The organism is Pantoea ananatis PA13, assembly GCF_000233595.1.
Lineage (GTDB): Bacteria > Pseudomonadota > Gammaproteobacteria > Enterobacterales > Enterobacteriaceae > Pantoea > Pantoea ananatis.
Genome location: NC_017554.1, coordinates 3,340,737 through 3,359,920 on the forward strand (window position 1 = coordinate 3,340,737; position 19,184 = coordinate 3,359,920).

Annotated in this window: 15 protein-coding genes, 1 tRNA gene and 1 pseudogene; 8 read left to right on the forward strand and 9 right to left on the reverse strand. The window is 49.7% G+C overall.

Features of this window, described 5'->3' with window-relative positions:
* The first annotated feature begins 2 nt into the window (after positions 1-2).
* The 6 genes and pseudogenes from PAGR_RS15745 (at position 3) to PAGR_RS15765 (ending at position 7,181) form a co-directional block, all read left to right on the forward strand.
* On the forward strand, positions 3-4,163 hold the full coding sequence (locus PAGR_RS15745) for an RHS repeat-associated core domain-containing protein (RefSeq protein ID WP_014606346.1): 4,161 nt from the start codon (positions 3-5) through the stop codon (positions 4,161-4,163).
* The gene (locus tag PAGR_RS15750) at positions 4,154-4,600 is read left to right on the forward strand and encodes a hypothetical protein (protein WP_014606347.1); all 447 of its coding nucleotides are present in this window, start codon (positions 4,154-4,156) and stop codon (positions 4,598-4,600) included. The genes PAGR_RS15745 and PAGR_RS15750 overlap by 10 nt, the downstream gene beginning before the upstream one ends.
* 356 nt (positions 4,601-4,956) lie before the next feature.
* A complete protein-coding gene (locus PAGR_RS23540; protein ID WP_078828531.1) occupies positions 4,957-5,148 on the forward strand; it encodes an HNH endonuclease in 192 nt (63 codons plus the stop codon).
* Complete coding sequence (locus PAGR_RS15755; RefSeq protein ID WP_013024961.1) at positions 5,145-5,450, forward strand: DUF7716 domain-containing protein; 306 nt, start codon at positions 5,145-5,147, stop codon at positions 5,448-5,450. The genes PAGR_RS23540 and PAGR_RS15755 overlap by 4 nt, the downstream gene beginning before the upstream one ends.
* Before the next feature lie 165 nt (positions 5,451-5,615).
* Positions 5,616-5,967, forward strand: a pseudogene (locus tag PAGR_RS24380) (RHS repeat-associated core domain-containing protein); the annotation flags it as partial.
* Positions 5,968-6,737: 770 nt separating this feature from the next.
* A complete protein-coding gene (locus PAGR_RS15765) occupies positions 6,738-7,181 on the forward strand; it encodes an ECs1072 family phage-associated protein (protein WP_013024960.1) in 444 nt (147 codons plus the stop codon).
* An 88-nt stretch (positions 7,182-7,269) separates the two neighbouring features.
* Here the strand turns inward: PAGR_RS15765 and PAGR_RS15770 are convergent, their stop codons facing one another.
* A complete protein-coding gene (locus PAGR_RS15770; RefSeq protein WP_014606348.1) occupies positions 7,270-9,009 on the reverse strand; it encodes an ArnT family glycosyltransferase in 1,740 nt (579 codons plus the stop codon).
* A 576-nt stretch (positions 9,010-9,585) separates the two neighbouring features.
* On the opposite strand from PAGR_RS15770, the gene PAGR_RS15775 reads away from it, so the two are divergent.
* The gene (locus tag PAGR_RS15775; protein ID WP_014606349.1) at positions 9,586-10,134 is read left to right on the forward strand and encodes a hypothetical protein; all 549 of its coding nucleotides are present in this window, start codon (positions 9,586-9,588) and stop codon (positions 10,132-10,134) included.
* Between the two features lie 823 nt (positions 10,135-10,957).
* Here PAGR_RS15775 and PAGR_RS23745 read toward each other — a convergent pair.
* From PAGR_RS23745 to PAGR_RS15785, 3 genes are all read right to left on the reverse strand, one after another.
* Positions 10,958-11,037: transfer RNA gene (locus PAGR_RS23745), tRNA-OTHER, on the reverse strand.
* A 131-nt stretch (positions 11,038-11,168) separates the two neighbouring features.
* Complete coding sequence (locus PAGR_RS15780) at positions 11,169-11,492, reverse strand: S24/S26 family peptidase (protein ID WP_014606350.1); 324 nt, start codon at positions 11,490-11,492, stop codon at positions 11,169-11,171.
* 1 nt (position 11,493) lies between these two features.
* Complete coding sequence (locus tag PAGR_RS15785; protein WP_014606351.1) at positions 11,494-11,733, reverse strand: hypothetical protein; 240 nt, start codon at positions 11,731-11,733, stop codon at positions 11,494-11,496.
* Between the two features lie 273 nt (positions 11,734-12,006).
* Between PAGR_RS15785 and PAGR_RS15790 the strand changes: the two genes are divergently transcribed.
* Positions 12,007-13,044, forward strand: coding sequence for an acyltransferase family protein (locus tag PAGR_RS15790; RefSeq protein WP_014606352.1), 1,038 nt, complete (start codon positions 12,007-12,009; stop codon positions 13,042-13,044).
* 22 nt (positions 13,045-13,066) lie between these two features.
* Here the strand turns inward: PAGR_RS15790 and PAGR_RS15795 are convergent, their stop codons facing one another.
* Genes PAGR_RS15795 through PAGR_RS15815 form a run of 5 tightly spaced genes read right to left on the reverse strand, consistent with a single transcriptional unit; the run spans position 13,067 to position 19,162 of the window.
* A complete protein-coding gene (locus PAGR_RS15795; RefSeq protein WP_014606353.1) occupies positions 13,067-15,577 on the reverse strand; it encodes a tail fiber/spike domain-containing protein in 2,511 nt (836 codons plus the stop codon).
* Positions 15,578-15,632: 55 nt separating this feature from the next.
* Complete coding sequence (locus PAGR_RS23910) at positions 15,633-16,976, reverse strand: glycine-rich domain-containing protein (protein WP_014606354.1); 1,344 nt, start codon at positions 16,974-16,976, stop codon at positions 15,633-15,635.
* A gap of 1 nt (position 16,977) precedes the next feature.
* Positions 16,978-17,565, reverse strand: a complete 588-nt coding sequence (locus PAGR_RS15805; protein WP_014606355.1) for a DUF2612 domain-containing protein — start codon at positions 17,563-17,565, stop codon at positions 16,978-16,980.
* Complete coding sequence (locus PAGR_RS15810) at positions 17,562-18,794, reverse strand: baseplate J/gp47 family protein (protein WP_014606356.1); 1,233 nt, start codon at positions 18,792-18,794, stop codon at positions 17,562-17,564. Before PAGR_RS15810 ends, PAGR_RS15805 begins: the two co-directional genes overlap by 4 nt.
* Before the next feature lie 8 nt (positions 18,795-18,802).
* On the reverse strand, positions 18,803-19,162 hold the full coding sequence (locus PAGR_RS15815) for a contractile injection system sheath initiator (protein WP_014606357.1): 360 nt from the start codon (positions 19,160-19,162) through the stop codon (positions 18,803-18,805).
* Between the last annotated feature and the right edge of the window lie 22 nt (positions 19,163-19,184).

Here is a 19,184-nt window from a genome sequence, read left to right on the forward strand (position 1 = left end):
TCATGTTTGAAGCTGCACGCCTCGGCGATGATATCGGTCACTCTCATGCCCTGGCGGGCATGATTGCAGGCACTATCGTCGGTGGACTGATCGCTGCGGCGGGCGGTATTGCTGCGGGTGCATTGATGATTGCCGGGATAGGCGCCTCCTGCCTTGGCGTGGGCGTATTGCTGGTTGGACTCAGTATCGGCGTGGGTTACCTTACTGGCGAACTGGCCACCGCCGCGCGAGACGGAATAGCGGATGCTGGGGCGGCCAGCATGACCCCAAAGGGCAAGATTACCACCGGTTCGCCCAACGTCTTTATTAACAGTAAACCCGCCGCCATGGCCACCAACAGCATAGTGGCCTGCAAGGACGATGGTCCGCAGCAGATGGCGGAAGGCTCCTCCCGGGTGTATATCAACGGCCTGCCTGCATCACGCATCGACGATCGCACCACCTGCGATGCCAAAGTGATGACGGGCTCTGACAACGTCTATATCGGCGGCGAGCCTGAACAAACGCTGCCTGTCCAACCTGAAGTGCCCGAATGGGTTTATAAAGCCTCCGATCTTACCCTGCTGTTTGCCGGGCTGGCCGGTGGCGTGGGCGGTGCGGCTGGCAAGGTCGGCGCGCTGGGTAAATTACTGAGCAAGATTCCCGGTATCAATAAAATCGCCCGGGTGGCCTGCCGTGCTGGTGCCTTAATGACCGGTGTGGCGGCCGCAGGTATTCTTGCCCGTCCCGTTGATATCGTAAGCGGCCAGAAGTTTCTTAGCGGCGATGATGAACTGGATTTTGTGCTGCCCTCCCGGCTGCCGCTACGCTGGCAGCGCTACTGGCGCAGCGGTAATCCCGGCGACAGCGTATTAGGCCGTGGCTGGAACCTGTTCTGGGAAACACGGCTGGAACGCTACCAGGATGGGCTAGTCTGGCGTGCGCCCTCCGGCGACTACGTCTCTTTTCCTCTGGTGCCCAAAGGCCAGCGTACCTACTGCGAAGCGGAGAAACGCTGGCTGGAACATCATCGGGACGACAGTTGGTCATTGTATGACATCAGCGGTGAGCGCTGGCATTTTATGCCCCTGCGCGATGATGCCCCTTCTCTTCCCCTCTGCCTGACCGAGCCCTGTGGCAATGAGATTCAGTTCGACTGGAACCCCGATCACACATTGGCTGCGCTGACAGACAGTGCCGGTCAGCGCGTAACCTGCCGCTATGCGAATAACCGGCTCGCAGGTGCCTGGCTGGATGACGATATTTGTCTGGTCAGTTACGCTTATGATGATATCGGCCAACTCGTTACGGTAACGGGCCGGGGCGGTAGCGTGCGCCGACGCTTCCAGTGGCGCGATGGCCTGATGGTGGCCCATGAAGATATGAATGGCCTGATAAGTGAGTATCGCTGGCAGGAGATCGATGGCCTCCCAAGAGTGGTGGCCTTCCGTCACAGCGGCGGCGAGCAGCTGGATTTTGAGTACGATTTTGATAATGGCATCCGACGCGCGCGACGTGATGACGGCGTTGAAGCTCACTGGCTCATTGACGATGACGATCATGTCGCCCGCTTCACCGACTTCGATGGCCGCCAGACCATGCTGGTTTACCGCGCAGGCGAGTTGTGCGATGTGATTATGCCCGGCGGTGCCATGCGCTGCAGCAACTGGGACCGCTATGGCCGCATGACGCAGGAGATCGATCCGGTCGGACGTCGAACCACTTATCACTGGTTCCGCATGACCGACCGCGTGATCCGTACGGACTATCCCGATCTGAGCGCGGCTCAGGCGGCTTACGATCTTAATGTTCGCCTGCTGACTGAAACCGATGCGCTCAATAACGTCACCACCTATCACTACCCTGATGACACAGAACTGCTGCCAGACAGCATTACCGATGCAACGGGCGGCGTGGTGAAGCTGGAATGGAACCGACAAGGGCTGCTGACGCAGCGCACCGACTGCTCTGGCAGCGTAACGACGTTTAGCTACGACCGATTTGGCCAGCTTGTTCGCAGCGTGGATGCTGAAGGTCATGTCACCCAGCGCGAGTGGAATGACAAGGGACAACTCTGCGCCATCATCCATTCAGACGGTAGCCGGGAAACCCTGCACTGGAACACCCAGGGGCAGCTCAGTGCGTGGCGCGATCCGCTGGAAACCGAAGTCCGCTGGACCTATAACGCACTCGGATTACCGGTAAGCCTGACGGACCGCATTGGTCGCACGCGTCGCTGGCATTACGATGCCCGCGGTAATCTGCTGCGGCTGGAAAACGGCAACGGCGGTGACTATCGCTTTACCTGCGATCCGCTCGGCCGTCCATTGAGTGAGATCCGGCCCGATAAGACCTCACGCAATATGGAATGGAATGCTCGTGGCTTTCTCATTGGTTTACAGGAAAATGGCCAGCCCGCTAATGACGGTGGCATAGCTCGACGCTGGCAGCGCTTTAGCTACGACGACAGCGGCTTGATTACCCAGCGCACAACGCAGCATGCTGAATACCACTACCGGCGTCATCGTAGCGGTCAACTTGCCAGCCTGGTTCGCACGCCGACCAGCGACGGAATGGCGCTTGGTATCGAAGACGATGAAATCGCCTTTACCTATGACGTCGCAGGTCAGCTGTTAACAGAAGCTGGTATAAACGGGAAACTGGATTACGAATGGGATGCGCTGGGCAACCTCACCCATCTGACCCTGCCGGGTGAACAGCAACTTGCCTGGCTGCACTACGGTTCGGGTCACGTCAGCGCGATTCGCTTTAATCAGCAACTGGTCAGTGAATTTACCCGCGACCGCCTGCACCGGGAAATTCGCCGCAGTCAGGGCGCGCGTGAGCAGGCGCGTCAGTACGACAGCCTTGGCAGGCGCACGATGCAGCGCAGTGAATTGCATAGCGAGGTGGTGCTACCGGAAAAAGCCATTCTGGAACGCGCTTTCCGCTATTCGGCGCGCAGTGAACTGGAGTCTGTCAGTGATACGCTGCGCGGCGACATTATCTATGGTTACGATGATGAAGGCCGCCTGCTGAAGCACTACGAAGCCAGACAGGGCCACAGCACCTCGCATTTTGCTTACGATAACGCGGACAACCTGGCGGCAAACGACGATGCACTGCACGCGTTGCCAGTTACCGACAACCGTCTGCATCACTGGCAGAACCTGTTTATGAAGTACGATGACTGGGGCAACCTGGTCAGTCGACGCAGCGGCCTGCATGAGCAGCATTTTACCTATGACGCCGAAAACCGGCTCATCAGCGCCAAAGGCAATGGCCCGGACGGCGGGTTTACCGCACACTATCATTATGATGCGCTGGGCAGGCGCACCCGCAAAGTGGTCAGCACCCAGCACGATCGTAAAGAAGTCCGTTTTCTGTGGCAGGGCTATCGCCTGTTACAGGAGCAGCATGAAAACGGCCAGTGCCAGACCTACGTGTACGATCCCAACGAGGCCTGGAGCCCGCTGGCGCGCATCGACCATATGGCAGCAGGCGAACGGGGCGATGTGTTGTGGTTCAATACCGATCTCAACGGGGCACCGCTAGAGGTAACCGATGAACGCGGCGACATCCGCTGGAGCGGTCAGTACGGCAGCTTTGGTGAAGTGCGTCGGCAGACAGAGGGCTTTACCCGGCTGGCAAAACAGTCTGCCCTGCCCCATCAGCCGCTGCGCTATGCGGGCCAGTATGCGGACAGCGAAACCGGTCTGCATTACAATCTGTTCCGCTATTACGATCCGCAGGTGGGAAGGTTCACGGTTCAGGACCCGATAGGGCTGGAAGGCGGCTGGAACCTTTATCAGTATGCGCCGAACCCGCTGAGTTGGGTGGATCCGCTGGGGTTGAGTAATCTGTCCACAACTTTCAAAGCTATGTTTAGGGAAGCTAAAAGGAAATTAGGTATACCTAAAAATACAAATACACCACAAGCTATAAAAGTTTTCGATTCTAAATATGAAAACAGAACAGTCTGGGAATTTAATCATAACGGTGATAAAAAATATATCATCATGCATGAGGATGATAAATTTGGCAGGGGCCCTCATTTACACACTGCCGATGATTTGCATGGAAACCCATTAGATAAAAATGTCCGTTACAATCAACATCCAGGACATATCCCCGAAAATAAGATTGGAATTACAGATATGCGAGGAAAAAAAAGATGTCCTTGACATTAAAAGAGAAATTAAAAGAAGCCCAAAAAAAAGGTCAGTTAAAAAAACTGATAGAATTGATAATCGCTGAAACAGGTGTTCGAGAAGATAGCATTGAGGTTTGTAGCATCTCTTATCAATCAATAATTGATCATGTTTATGATCTATTAGTACTAGAAAATGAAGTATACGACATTAATACGCAGAAAAGTAATTTTGAAAATTTTATAGATTCAATCTCAGGCTTTGAATATCTTATAACATATTTCATGACAGAAAATAACATCTTTTTTCTGAAATTACCCTCTCAGACCATTAAAGAAAGTCAAGAGTTATTCTGGGATGGTAAAGAAATCATGGGTAATAGTAGAGACAGGATATTTATCAAAGAAGATTTCAGTAGAGGTTTTGTTGTTCTTAGTAGCGAGTATGGTATTGAAAAAGCGGAGTGGTAGTTTATAAAAAACAATCACAGTAGAAAACATTAAATATAAAGCTAAACCAATCGGGAAAACATCCAAATAATTGTGGGTAAAAAATGCAAAGCATCATATATTACGCCAGATCTATTTGTATGAGGCATAGCTCCTGTCGACTAACCCCGCAGAGTATGCGCGAGCATGTGTGGCTGTATTGAGGACCTTAGCGTCACAAGCTTTAACTGTAAAAGGTCAGCGCCTGGCTGAAAGACCTTCCGGGGGCGCTGACAGATGCCGGAGATCAAATAGTATTAGGCGGGCTGATAAAAAGTTCCCGAATTTAAGCGTGAACTACAAAAAAATATCCTGGTTTTGTTGAACATGTTCAACGTATGAAGAATAATAAATTTAGAGGTTCTTCGCCAAAAAACATGGCTTGGCATCACGGCGATTCACCCGGCTCTTTACAACTTGCTGATTTTAATGATCATAAAAGCTACCATAAAATTTATCACCCCGATGGAACAGGTGGGCGAAATAAATGGGGTGGTGGAACTAGTTGCCGAAAAAAAGGTGTTAAATGATTGTAATTAATGGTTTCGATGAGTTATTGACAAAGCGTGATGAAATTCCTGACGTAGGCTGGCTTTATGTTGAGGAGTCATTTGATCTTGAATCTAAAAAAGATATTAATGAGGGAAAATACTTTATCGCTCAAGATGAAGATGAGGAGATTGATCTTGAAGAACATTACGGAACATTCTTAGAGGCACCTATTTTCAAAGCTATAGTTGAAAATAAGCTTGAGCATCATCCCGATTCTGATAGAGACGACTTTTTAAATGCGGTCGTCCATTATCTTGAAAATGATGATTTTCTGGATTAATTATTCAAAGCTAAAAAAATAAATACTATTTTTCCAGTTTTTTTTATCAAAACACGACATTCAAAATTCTTTCTCCTGCTCTAAGCGCATCAAATTTGTTATATAAAAATAATAGATATTTCGTAAAATCATACATGAAAAAAATTTATTAAATAACGCCCACTTAAGAACTATGTGTACGATCCCAACGAGGCCTGAGGCCCGCTGGCGCGCGTTGATCATATGTCAGAGGGCAGCCGGGCCGATATGCTGTGGTTAAACACCAATATTTACGGTGCGCCGACAGACGGAGGGCTTTACCCGGCTGGCAAAACAGTCTGCCCTGCCCCATCAGCCCCTGCGCTATGCGGGCCAGTATGCGGACAGCGAAACCAGTCTGCATTACAATCTGTTCCGCTATTACGATCCCCAGGTGGGACGGTTTACGGTTCAGGATCCGATAGGGCTGGAAGGCAGCTGGAACCTGTATCAGTATGCACCTAACCCTCTGAGCTGGGTGGATCCGCTGGGGTTGAGTGTTGATAAAATCAATATATACAAAGATGCTGCTTATCATGGCGCCTCAGATAACATCGTAAAAAGTAGAGCACCCATCAACGGCCAGTCAGCTTTGGACAATTCTATTCAGGTAACCAACGTCTCTAAGAAGCGTCAGGACTGATGTAAAAGACAATAAGATTTTTTTAATAGATTAAAAGCAGTTTTTATCTGATTTAGGCGATAAATATCTGGCCACATAGATGAGTGGGATGCTTTAGATAACAAAAAACAACCCACGTTTAAAATCCGGTAAAATGACGAGAATAGCCATTTAATGAATGTCACAGCAGTATTTTCTATGTCTTTATTAACAGTATGTACTTTTTTACCCGCCAGCCCTATGATTTGGCTGTGTCACCTGGACACGGTGGAGGTCGATATGAGAAATTTCGGTTTCGTCGTTCTTGGTCTGGTGGGTTTCTCTGCATTCAGCGTTGCGTTTTGCACACTTTGTTTAACCACTGCCGGTGTGTTGCATTAATCGCGTCTGAATTCCTCGACATGGCCCTTTGTGGCCATTTTTTTTCACTGCATCAAACGTAACTTCTGCTATTTTCTTTCTCCGCTTCATAAAAACGTCATACTGCACAGCCCGACTTTGCAGGGCACTACGCAGCGGCAGTGAAGCAGTAAAGCCAATACTGTTTTTTTCCGGCCGAAAGCGCCTGATTATACTCGCAACCTTTGCCGCACGAGTTCCTTCTGCTAACGTTGTTATGATAACGACACTTTCGGACAAGGTAAGCTATGAATCAGTATGACAATCTCTGGAATGCTATTGAGACGCGCGTCAAGCAGAACAACGATGCCACGACGCTGGATATGGGCAATTCCGAAAATGTTTTTGTGAATCAAATCAGGCAACGGACAGCACAGATTTTCATTCTTGAAATCATTCTGGACAAGCATCGCAAACAATTTGGTACGCGCTATTTTCCCTTGTCGGGAGATGAAGCGCTTTATCATCTGATCTTCACGCGTACAAACTGGTTACCTGCGCAAATCAGAACGCTTTCGCTTTCCGATGCCCTGTTTGTTATTGCTGAGCTGTTTCGTGACGGTAATCTTCAGGAGGGCGTAAAAAACTTTCTTGGCACCCAGGGGCTGCGCAATGTCTCCTATTCTGTAGATGAGTTCTCTGACAGAGACTGGGCGCCAAAAGAAAATGAAGTTCATCTGTCGCTTCCCTGAGTGCAGATTTTACTGAAATAGCCGATGTAACGAATCGTCACTCGCCTGCAAAATGATCTCAGGCGAGTTAAGCATGAAAAATACTGGCTTATCTGTTCAGTCGATAAAGTTGGTAATTCTCTTCGTTATCCGCAGGCCGCTCCCCTTGCCAGACCAACGTCCCGTCGACAAACTCCTCAGGATGCCTTTTATCATGTTGCAGGAATAGCCAGTTACAGCGGTAGGCACCTCTGTGCTTCCCTTCTCGCAGCGTTACCAGCCCATCGTAATATTCCAGTAAAGCCCGTTGTGGTTCACCAAGATGCCGGCTCGCGACACATTCATCCCTTGGCAACCATGCCCGCAGCGGGAGAAAAACATCAGAATAACGCTTGGTGTAATCCAGATACGGCATGCCCAGCGTCATGGCCAACACCCAGCACAGCGTGATGCAACTGGTAAAAATTGATAAGGGACTTTCCCGGCAGGTGCGATTCAAAAACACCAGCCCACTCAGCAATAAAGTAGCCAGTAATGCTGCTGCAAACATCACTGATGAAATCTGAGGCGTAAATCCGGGCGCACCCTGTGCCACCCATTTATTCCACAGTGGCGCAGGCCAGCCGGTCATCAGGATGATGCCCGCTCCCCACATCACCGTTGGAAGCAGGCAGAATAAGCCGAGTGCCCATGGCCGCAACTTTATCGTCCAGAGGGTTTTCTGCTGACAGGTACCTGCTGCCAGTATGGCCAACGGCAGAAGCAGCGGCATGGCGTAAAGCTCCCGCGCGTCAGATGCACTCGACAGAGTGACAAAACCGGCTAAAAAAAACGTTACCAGTACCATTGCGGATGCGCTGATGCCGGTTTTCCAACTGCGCCAGAGCCACCACGCAGCCATCGGCAATGCAGGAAAGGCATACCAGGGAAGCAGTTTAAAGTAAAAGAAGTGTTTCGCTTTAGGCCCGAGCTTAGCGGTACCGTCAAAACGGCCAAAATTATTGACCAGTAGCCAGGTTGAAAACAGCTTTTCAGAACGCATCCAGAGCGCATACAGCCACGGCACTACCAGCGGGCAAAAGACCAGAAACGCGATAGCACAAAACACGATATAGCGTCTGCTACGAAACGCTGTATTCATCAAGGGTAACGTCAGCGCTGTCAGTCCCAATATGCCCGGGCCGAGAAGCCCTTTAGAGAGAAACATCACCGCTGCGCCAATACCCAGTATCGCGCCACCCAGCACATGGCGGCGAATCCCCAAAATGAAACCATAAATGCCAGTGGCACCGCCTGCCAGCAAGGCGATATCGGTAATCATTTGGTGTGCCCGGACAGGAAAGCCCAAACAGGCAAACAGGATAAGTACGGCCCAGCGGCCTGCGCCCTTGCCGAACAACTCTCTGGCCGAAAGCGCAATGGCATAGCATGCAAGCACGATAAAAAACCCGGTTGCCATACGCGCGGCATCGGGCTCGCCTAACAACGGACTGAAGAGGCGGAGAAAAAAAGAGGCCACAATAAAATACAGTGGCGGCTTCTCCATAAAGGGTTCGCCTGCCAGGGTAGGTACGACCCAGTCGCCAGTCTGGGCAATATGACGGATTAGCCCGAACGTATAGGCTTCATCCGGTTTCCACGGTTCATGTCCAAACAGCCCCGGTAGTAACCAGCAGATAAAGACAAGCACGCACAATACGAGTGAGATTTGCTGGGGAGCAGGTAAAAAGGGCATGGTCGCGTAAGCGTGAGTGTTGCTTTTACTGGCGAACTTTCGAAGTAAAAAGCGTTCCGGACCTGTTGCCCGCGTAACTGGAAAGACGCTTTGGCAATTTTTTGTATTCACCATTTACTGGCCTGCCCTGCCTGTTTTTTACGTTAATGGGTTGGTTTAAACTTAACCTTGTCGATGCTAACTCAGTCGTCATGTCCATGCGAAAGCTATCTTTTAAATACCCGCTAACCCGATTCATTTCAGATATAACGTATACAGTTAATGCAATGACCTTTTCAATTTTGCTTATACATGGGTGAACTCACCACGAAAAGGGAAGCATTAGCGCTTACTGATATTGCATAAGATAAAGAATTCGAAGTAAACGAGGAATAAACATTCTGTGCTTTAGGCAGAGGTTTAAGATAAGAATGATGTGGGGCTGTTTGTTGAGAAAAAAATTTATGTTGAGCAAAAAACCTGCATCTGTAACACCTCCGCCAAATGAATTTGTTCAAAAAACATCAAAAAGAGGGGGCTTACTCCTCTGTTTCAGTCTCAATACCCTGGCATCCACAAACACCAGTCACATTTTACGAACGTTCTAACGCATTAATAAAGCAAAATAAAGTGTGCTTTTTTGAGGTTAGCGCTTGTCATCTTGATGTAAAATAATCAGATAAGTAATATTAATAAAAAGGACTTAGTCTCATGGTTCCAAAACAGTATGGCGTTGCATTACTCGTATCGTCTTTTATTCTGGGTGGTGCTGTATTTTGTGCCGCGATGGTTAATAAAGGACTCATTTTTGAAGAAAAACATATCATTACGACCGCAGCCGGCAGCGTAAATCTCGGCGAAGTTTATAGCGAAAGACGTGGGATGGATATTACCTTAGCACCTGCATCTGATAATGCCCCGAAAGAAATCAACCTCACTAACCTGGATCCAAAAAATTTCTCAGACGATATTCATAATGCTTTAACTAACATCGCAAATAGAGTTAACGAGCAGCAAGGTCTTTCCGGAGATAAGGCAATGAAAGCGGGTACGCTGTCCTCTAACTTACCCTTTAAGTTGCATGTAACGACATACATTCAGTACAGATCTGAGCATATACCCAATTACACACTGGTCATCGATGAAAAAGATTTTCTTATCGACAAAGAAATATTTGAAAGACGAATCAACACTGAAGCAGAAAAAATGGTAAAAGAAAGCGCTTCCGCTTTTTCTGCTAACAGTTTTATTAAAAAATAAAACTTATATTTCCCGTAAAATCCTCAAACCAAAGAGTAAAAACTGGAGTATTAACAAACCAGTTTCTACTCTTTTTTTACATCTTATTAGTATCATCATTGGCTTTTTTTTCAGTTTGATCTTTATATGTTTTTTAATTTACACAAAAAGTAGCACAATTTTTGTCATAATCTCTTAGGCGCAGCGCCTTAAGACAGCTCCAATAAGAAAAACTCTGGCATAATTCTCCCCGTCACAGGATTCAGTTTAAAACTGACCACAAACGTTGCTTAGTGAAACCCTTCAGCCTTAATCCAATAAGCTTATCAGCAGGTCATTCCGAAGATGTGGATAACGAATGCGTTTTTAATACCGTTTAGCCTATTCCTTGTAAGATTTCTCGTCATGCAAGCTCCTTTTGAAATGAGTAGCGTGAGGTGTAGCCCATTGATTTAGCTATAGCGAAATTTACAGTAAAGGTTAGCGCGTGCACCAACAACAGCAGAGGTTAATACCAAACTTAAAACAAAGTCCCCGCCATATTATGTACCAGGCGATTAATAAGACCTCTTTTTTGACAAACGATGTGGAGCGTTCTGCCTGCACTGAGCTTCACACGCATGTTTGATGGCGTCGTTCATAGGCTTGTTTGGATTCTGGCTAAATTTCAGTTCATTTTCTGTGTCGTAAGGGTGCTAAACATTTTTTAAGACGAGGTCATGTCAATCTGGCACAAGATCGAACAAGCCCCAAAATTGACGCGATTTATGGCAGTCGTGTCCCAAATCCGTCCCACATTGAAAAGCTGGCTTGAAGCAAATGGAGGTAAGTTATTGAAATATATTGGCGCGCCCTACAGGATTCGAACCTGTGACCTACGGCTTAGAAGATAGTAGAGCGTAATTTAACATACTGATTAAACGCACAAAATCCATGCTCGCAACAGGCTTTGTGTCGTTGAATGTCATCGAGTGCACTTAACGGTAATTCGTGTTTTTCTTGTGACGCCACAATTACGACACAGCAGCGCCACAGGAAAGATTCGAACCTGTGATTCAAACTGGCATCCAGTCAGCCTCGTAAACCGACAGGATTTCGTGCGTCACCACTCCGAGCATCACAACGCCTTCCAGTGATTCCCCGTCGATCGTCTCACCTTCTTCCGTTACAATTCCCGTTCTGAAATACTTCCCAATCATCGGGTAGCCGTCAACCTGCCAGGCTACCTTATTGCCCGGCACGGGAGTGATGGAACTATCTACCAGCGCAAAACCTCTCTGCGTCTCGATCCTTATGGTTGACGATGGACGCTGAATCATCAGCTTGTTCAAATCTATGCGGCTCTCAACGAAGTCTGCCGCCGGTGATGGAAATCCCATATCAATACTCCCCGTAGTGGTAGAAACGCTGCCAGAGCTTGTTATGCCCCTCATCAGGTGACACGTCGCGGAACGTCATCACGTGCTGCGCTATCCACTCGTTAGCGCTCTGGTGGCTCATCTCCCAGTTGCGCTTTGCAAGCTCAGCAACGAAGTCAGAAGTGGACACAGTGACGCCGTACTTTGCGCTGCGCCGCATCGCCTCATGAAATGAAACCCGTATGTCGCCGTAACGTGGCATTACTATAGCTCCGATAGATACTGTATATAATTACAGTAATATCGATCGGTAAAACCGATCAAGTGCGGCGGCGGGAATTTTTGTAAAGCCATTGGTGCGCAAGGGATTTAATTTTTCCTTCCCATGTTGGTTAGCTTTTTGTGCGATTCCTCTCTCATCCCATGATCTGAATCACAAATATTCCAACTTAACTTAACTGTTCAGATTTCCTGATCTGTAGGGTATGATTTTGCCCATTTTCAGCAGGGATGTGAGCGCATCATCAGGAGCACCATGACAGCATATAAATCAAATAATCGAATCGAGTGGGTTGATACACTTAAATTTCTGGGTATTTTTGCCATATATATAGGGCATCTCGGGGATTTATCCGGCAAGTCATATCCATTCGTTTTTCTTTATCATGTGCAGATATTCTTTTTTGCTGCCGGTTTCTTCGCAAGCTACAGGCCTGAACTGACATTCTTCAGCTTTATCAAATCCAGATTCATGCGCCTGATGGTTCCCTACTTTGCATTTGGTTTTACCACTGTGACATTCAGAGCGGTTATGGATGGGTATGGTGTGGTGCAGTACCTGTCTGCCTTTAGCAGCATACTGTATGGGGTGAGAAACGATGAGTTTGTTGGCGGGACGTGGTTCGTAAACTGCCTGTTCTTTATCTCGGTTATTGATTACGTTGCCTTCCGGCTACTGCGCAACAGCTATCTGGTACTGCTGGCATCGCTGCTGGTATTCCTGGCTACACAGTACATCCTTCCATGCAATCCACTTGGCGAGCCATGCTGGTTCATGAACACTGATTCAGCGCTGGCATACTGGTGGCTTATGGCTGCCGGTCGGATTATTTTTCCGTTCATCAACAAGGCACTGAACTCCGATCGTAACTGGATGCTGTGGTTGCCTTTTGCTGGGTTGTCACTGATAGCGGCCTATACATATTTCAATACAGGGCATTTTTATTTCTGGCTGATGCAGCACGCTATGCCATCAGTGGCTCTTGAAAAGCCTTTCTGGGTCATCAATTACCTTATCGAGCCACTGAGCCTTGTGCTTTTCAATGTCGGTGCAGCGGTATTGCTGAGCAGGTCAGACATCATGAATACACTCGGTCGTAACAGCCTAAACCTTTGCGGTCTTGAAACTGTCATGAAGCTTTTTATTCCTGTGGCTATTGCATGCATTGGCCTGAGGATAGAAATCAGCTCAGAGATTCAGGCGTTGTTTTACTGCCTTATTTGCTTGGCAGCCTCTCATTTCGTCAGTGGCTACTTGGCGAAAGCTTTTCCTGGGATATTCGGCATAAAATAAAAGGCGGCCGAAGCCGCCGTTGTCATTTATATATGCCCCACAGTTCAATTGCGTAGCCTGATGCAATCAGATCGCCGACCGTATCGGTGAGCTGGGCAGTGGCTGCGCCTGATATCCCTATCGGTGTAGCAAGTGTCACGGATGCTCTTAGGGGGTTTCCGGAGAATGAGGTTATCGAGTTATTTCCGTTAAGCTTGAAAACAATCGTGCCAGTCGTTGTCTGCCCGGAATTTATGGCGCATTTTATGCCAGAAACAAACCCATCATTAACCGGGAACGCGTTCGTTATTTCAGTCTGATCGTGCGTCGTGCCGCCTTTGAAAGAAAACGTCCTCATGGTTTTAAACGTCGGCGCGAACTTTGTCACGTCATTGAAAGATCCAACGTTGTCACAGTTGTGAACATCAATGACGACACTACCGGTCGCCGACCCTGAACTGCCCTGCGTGAAGTAACGGGCCACACCTTTGGCAAAGTTGCTACCCTGCCACTGGAATCGGCTGGGGCTGCCATAATGCACGATGAGGTCGGTAACGTCCTTGAATGTAGAGTTTTTGACAATGTTTCCGGTACCGTCATACATCACTACCGCTCTCATAACTGAGACGACCTCAACGTACCGACTGAAAGAGCGCCTCAGGCAGTCGCTGGTGAGGGCGGTCGTACAGGTGAATCCATACAATTGTCCAAACTGAGGGTCGGTGATGTTTGCTTCGATAGTGGCAATCGTGTACTGAACACCATTATCAAACTCTATTACCGATCCCACTGGTGGAGCCGTATTTCCTTCTTTCGTGGGGCTGTATGCAATTCCGCCAGAAAAACGATAGACGCGGTCATAAGTTGACGTTCTGCTGAAAAATTCAGTGTCATCGCGTACTGCTTCAACTGAATCAAGGGTAACGTCATTGACATATGACAGCGTGTAGCAGTTTTTACACGATGTCGCCTTGAACCCCCTCACGGTTATATTCGTTGGGATTGTCGTTGCAGTAGATGGGGCCCTCTCAATGGACACACCATTAAAACAGTTGAGCGCCTGGCCACCCGACACAAGGGTATCGGTCACCTGATTGATTATAGCTACCGCCTTTGTACAGCCGGTAATTATTCCGCCTATCATCTCGCTAATTTCATTGGAGTTGACCGTTTCATTCTCCCACCCAGCCAGACCGCACTTATCAATGAGCGGATTAATGACTGTCCCTTTTTTGACGCCAGTCCCGCCTATACCAGACTGAACCTGGCAGTTTTTCAGGTTTGGATCGGTTATCAGGTAGTTTTCCACGTTGATGTGGATCACGCCCCACGTCTTAACATCCTTGCCGCAGGGGTTAATGGTGTAGCAAAGGCCAGTACAGTTCATGTACTCAATCCCTGCGTCACCATCCTCTATGGGGTCAACACCGCCGTTGAATTTGTCCAGCTTCGCTCCGGTGAACCTTACGGAGTCAGACTTCGGATCAGCGCAGCCATCAAAGACAATAATCCCTCGGTATGAATCGGCAAACGTGAATGACGTATTGATGGTGACTGTCGCCTGGTTTGCAAACGTGATGACCGGATTGGTTTTATTAAGAAACAGGATATGCGTGCTGACAAAGATATTCCCCGGAACAAGAATTTTACCGCCTGTGTCAGAAATGGCCTGCGTTATTGCCGCTATGTCATCGGTTACGCCATCACAGACGGCACCCCATCCACGGATATCCCCCACCGATTTCCACTGCTGAATCTGCATGGATGGTAGCAGGGTGTATCCGGTCGCTGATGCCAGCTCTGCTCTCAGCTGCGCGTCGCCCGCAGCTTTCCATCCACTGTCTGACAAAGGGTCAGAGCCTGCGACTACCGTCTTATTAAAAGTTCCTGTCCAGTAATACCAGGTGTTATTCGCAGGATAAAAGATGAAATCACGGATCGATGTCAGCGTGCCGCCACCAGTGAATGTCAGGCCGCCGCTTATCTGGACGCCAACTTTATCCCCTACGTCTGCCAGTGTTCCAGCCCCATACCCAACTAGGGATGCGCCGGTGCTTTTGGCAAGCTCCTCATAAACCTCTGTCGCTGAGCCTGAAGCCGGCACAGAGGCGATCACATCACCTGAATCGTTGAATGAAATCAGTTTTCCGGCACGGGTTGCTGCATCAGGGAGAGCTGACAGTGAAATGTCAGTTGCGCGCACTGTTTTTGAAAGCTCGGCCGTCACCTCTGATGCAGCAGACTGAGCCTGTGATGCTGATGTTGCAGCCGATGAAGCGCTGACAGAAGCAGAGTTGCTTGCCGTTACTGCGGTTGCTGCTGCCTGAGTGGCTGTGGCGGCATTCTGAGATGCCCCTGAAGCCGCCTGCAATGCCTGCTGAGCGTTCGTTGCAGACTGCGCCTGCGCAGCCTCGGCCGCTTCTGCGGATTGCTTTGCGTCACTGGCATACTGTGGTGAGTTTCGTGCTTCTTCAGTGTAGAGCGCGCACTGCGCGGCAGATGCCTCGGCAATTGAGGCGTAGCGTTTGGCGTTAGCGGTATCAGAAATAGACATCTTATGCCCTTAAAATAAAAAACCCGCCGGAGCGGGTGTCGTCGTTAACGTGATGTCATGAATATTCCCAGACAATTACCAGGCCTGATCCGCCGTCGCCTCCGGGCGCTGATGAGCCATTATTGAAACCCACCGCACCCGAACCTCCCGCGCCACTGTTGGCCGGTCCGTTATTGCCTGCGGTCAGACCCGGGCCGAGGATTGAGCCGTATGGTGTCTGGGGGCTGTAAAAAGTGTCGCCACCCGCGCCAGACAACGAGAATGCCGGGCCGATAAGTCCTACGCCGCCCGCGCCACCCGATCGGGTAACATCTGACGTGGTCGATTTTCCACCCTGCCCGGCAGCGCCGGACGTGACTACCTGGCTGGATGTCGGCCCGCCGGTGCCCCCACCCGCACCTCCGTTGCAGACAACGATATTCCCGAACCGACTTAGTCCGCCGTTACCGCCCGCGCCACCAGATGAGCCAGATCCGCCAGCACCAACGACTATGTCCACCCCTGCAAACGCAGAAGTGATTCGGCGACGTCCATAGGCACCACCCCCACCACCGGCCCCCGCGACAACTCCCGAAGGCGATGCAGACACACCTCCGCCAGCGCCGCCAGCGCCAAGCACCTCAACAACTACTGACCGCGTTCCAAGACTTGGCGTGTATGTTCCTGATGCAGGGAAAAACTGAGTGTTGATGAGCATACCAGGATAGCCAAGCACTGCCGTATCCTGGAATATATTGGTGCCGTCACACACGATCGTGGCCGACTGGCCCGCAGGGATGGTAACTCCAGTGCCGGATGCTGTTTTGCAGGTAACTGAGAACGCGCCTGAGCAGTTATTTGCGACGACCCATGATCGCGTCCATGCCGGGAAGACAAGGTTGATATTTGCCGTCAGGGTGCCAGTCAGGACGATTCTGTCTTTCGCTGCCTGTATTGAGCTCATTACCACGCTTGTACTGGCGAGGCCGGAAATGGTCGTAAACCCATAATTCGCCAGCGGAGCCCAACCGGTAACCGCCCCTGTTGATGATTCGGGGCTGATGCTGTTTGCCTCATTGAGGTTCACCCAGAATCCGCTAAGCGTAGCGTTTGGCAGAAAAGCACCTTTGGGGTAACCGCTGATAACGCTGGCGAAGTCACTGTTAAACTGATATCCCATGCCCGAGTTTTGCCACTGCTGCTGCAGCGTCACTGAGTAGAGCACACCGTTAACATCTTTTCCGTCAGGCGGAAGTCCACCCGCGCTCAGTGGCTGCATCGTTACGGGCGGGAAACCTTTATTGAAGGTTGCCACGCCGTTGCTGTCAGTGGTGGTGGTGGAGTCGACAGGAATGGTGTTTTTGTCGCCGTTGATCGCAAACGGCTTTGATATTCTTGATGGCAAATCCGAAGAGTTCATGTCATACCTGCTGGACTATATTAACTGTTACCCCGACCGGGGCCGGAAGCGCGCCAGAACTCTGCACAATGGCAAGCTCAGCAACGGATAGCGGGAACTCAAACACATAACTCATCACCATTTCCCCGTCATTTCTGACGTAACAGCGCCCTTTATCGCCAAACATAAACATGAGCAGCCTGTTGAGGTTCGGGATGGTGCAGTCAGAAATATTGGCCGCAGCCTTCATCATGATGAGTTTTCGGTATATGTCGTTGGTTAGGGTGACAGTTGAGGTCAGAAGTTCGCCGGAATAAAACGGGGCCTGATTAAATGGCTGCGGGTCATCTACCACGGGGGGGGTGGACTGCGCCTCTTTGAAGCCAAAATAAATCTTGTTCTCTGTCACCGTAAGCTGTCTACTGACAACCACGATTTTCCCCCACACATTCAGACCGTATGTGCCTGCCGTCTGTATGTTCCACACCATGTCGTAAAACGTATCCAGAAACCCCTCGATGCCAACGGCTTCGTTGAATGAATAAATCATCGACTGAAGTTTTGGACTGCCTGCATACTGCGTCAGGATGGTATCAGCGGCGTTTATCATGTCAGCGTCACCGAAATGTTTGTTGCATCCAGGGTGGGAACTTCGTCAATCCCAAAAGCCAGTGAGGTACCGAACGTTGTGCCATTCCGGCTTAGTGTAATGCTGAAGATATCCACGTTTTCCGGGTCTATTTCCTGCACGCCGGAGTAGTAGCGCCCCGCATAGATGGTCGAGCCTATCCTTGCCCGTGTTCCGCCGTCCTCGCCATTAAAAGAACTAAGGACGGCGGATCTAACTCTGGTTACGATGTCACCCGGCAACGCGTTGTTATTGGCAAGTTCGACCTTTACATAAACATTAACGGCCGTTGGTGTTTGCCAGGTAATGTCGTATTCAGGGAATGGCTGAACGTAATTGACGTTATCAACTACCGTAAAGGTTGTATTCCCTGCCATTGGCGGCCCGGGTGGCAGTTTCTGCCAGATGGCTTTAGCAATATCTGCCGACGCGCCGCCATAAACACACACGTAAAGGGAGTGAGCAGGAAGCGGGAATGACGTGGCACCTTTGTTAACCGTGGCATTGGTGTTGTTCTGAGTTACGTAGGCATCTGTTACGCCACTGACCGCCAGCACGTTCGCATAAATGGCACCGAGCTGGTTGTTTGAGTTACCAGCAACTGACTGCTTGCGGCGATACTCAAAATTTGCCCGGCTCTCTACATCATTACCCAGAACGCCTGCTGTCAGGTTCGTAATTCCGGACCAACCCACTACAGCCCGATAAATCGTATTAAGCGCGCCTATCGGGCAGGCTATCGGTCCGGTGGCCTGATTCTGGAATACTACGTCAACGGTACCTGATGAAGGTATGGTAGCTGCTGACAGCGATGCGTACAGATAACCATTGCTGTCCTGTGCCAGGCTTCCCGCCGGGATTACAGTGCCATTAAGTCCGGTGCAGGCTGCCGTTACGGTGGTTCCAATCGCGGCAATGCGATCGATGAAGTAAATCTGACCGATGGCATCCTGCATGCGTCCGGAGGCAAAGTCTGGATTTATCTGGTTAATCAGCCATGCCAGGTTGTCGTTTTTATCACCAATGATTGCCGTATCGCTCATGGCAATCTGACCCTGAGGTGTTGTCAGGCTGGTGCTCATTCCGCCTCCCATGGCGGTATCAAGATCGGTCAATCGGCCATTCAGAATGTCGATTTCATCCGGTACAGCCACGCCGGTATCGGAAAGCGTTACAGCCGGTACGGCCGTGCTCACTGTGACTTCAGCCATTGGCTACCTCAGAATTGAACGTTGATCTGTGTGTTATTAGTGTCCGTAACCGTCATGACGCCGGATGCTGTGCGATCGCCGTTGCTGACCGTTGTTGTGCAGAAGGCTGACTGGACGTAAGGGAGTTTTTTGGCCTCGGTAGCCATTTTTGTGTTTATCAGTTGTGTCCCGGGCCACTTTCCGAGTATTCGCTCGTAATACGGAATGCCGAGACTTGTGTCGTACCACGCCTCACCAAGGAAGGTAGAGCAGGCACAAGCTACGTCCTGAGCAACGGCATAGGGATTTGATGTGATCGCAATGTTGCCTGTGTCATCCAGTGAGATATCCCACGTTTCAGTCACAAGCTGGAATGATTTGGTGAGCATGGAAACTCCGGGCAATAAAAAA

Coding starts and splice junctions, on each gene's coding strand:
- PAGR_RS15815 (WP_014606357.1), bottom strand. CDS start 19,162: ATGCTCACCAAATCATTCCAGCTTGTGACTGAAACGTGGGATATCTCA.
- PAGR_RS15785 (WP_014606351.1), bottom strand. CDS start 11,733: ATGCCACGTTACGGCGACATACGGGTTTCATTTCATGAGGCGATGCGG.
- PAGR_RS15775 (WP_014606349.1), top strand. CDS start 9,586: ATGGTTCCAAAACAGTATGGCGTTGCATTACTCGTATCGTCTTTTATT.
- PAGR_RS15755 (WP_013024961.1), top strand. CDS start 5,145: ATGATTGTAATTAATGGTTTCGATGAGTTATTGACAAAGCGTGATGAA.
- PAGR_RS15795 (WP_014606353.1), bottom strand. CDS start 15,577: ATGTCTATTTCTGATACCGCTAACGCCAAACGCTACGCCTCAATTGCC.
- PAGR_RS15790 (WP_014606352.1), top strand. CDS start 12,007: ATGACAGCATATAAATCAAATAATCGAATCGAGTGGGTTGATACACTT.
- PAGR_RS15810 (WP_014606356.1), bottom strand. CDS start 18,794: ATGGCTGAAGTCACAGTGAGCACGGCCGTACCGGCTGTAACGCTTTCC.
- PAGR_RS15770 (WP_014606348.1), bottom strand. CDS start 9,009: ATGGTGAATACAAAAAATTGCCAAAGCGTCTTTCCAGTTACGCGGGCA.
- PAGR_RS15745 (WP_014606346.1), top strand. CDS start 3: ATGTTTGAAGCTGCACGCCTCGGCGATGATATCGGTCACTCTCATGCC.
- PAGR_RS15805 (WP_014606355.1), bottom strand. CDS start 17,565: ATGATAAACGCCGCTGATACCATCCTGACGCAGTATGCAGGCAGTCCA.
- PAGR_RS23540 (WP_078828531.1), top strand. CDS start 4,957: ATGAAGAATAATAAATTTAGAGGTTCTTCGCCAAAAAACATGGCTTGG.
- PAGR_RS23910 (WP_014606354.1), bottom strand. CDS start 16,976: ATGAACTCTTCGGATTTGCCATCAAGAATATCAAAGCCGTTTGCGATC.
- PAGR_RS15780 (WP_014606350.1), bottom strand. CDS start 11,492: ATGGGATTTCCATCACCGGCGGCAGACTTCGTTGAGAGCCGCATAGAT.
- PAGR_RS15765 (WP_013024960.1), top strand. CDS start 6,738: ATGAATCAGTATGACAATCTCTGGAATGCTATTGAGACGCGCGTCAAG.
- PAGR_RS15750 (WP_014606347.1), top strand. CDS start 4,154: ATGTCCTTGACATTAAAAGAGAAATTAAAAGAAGCCCAAAAAAAAGGT.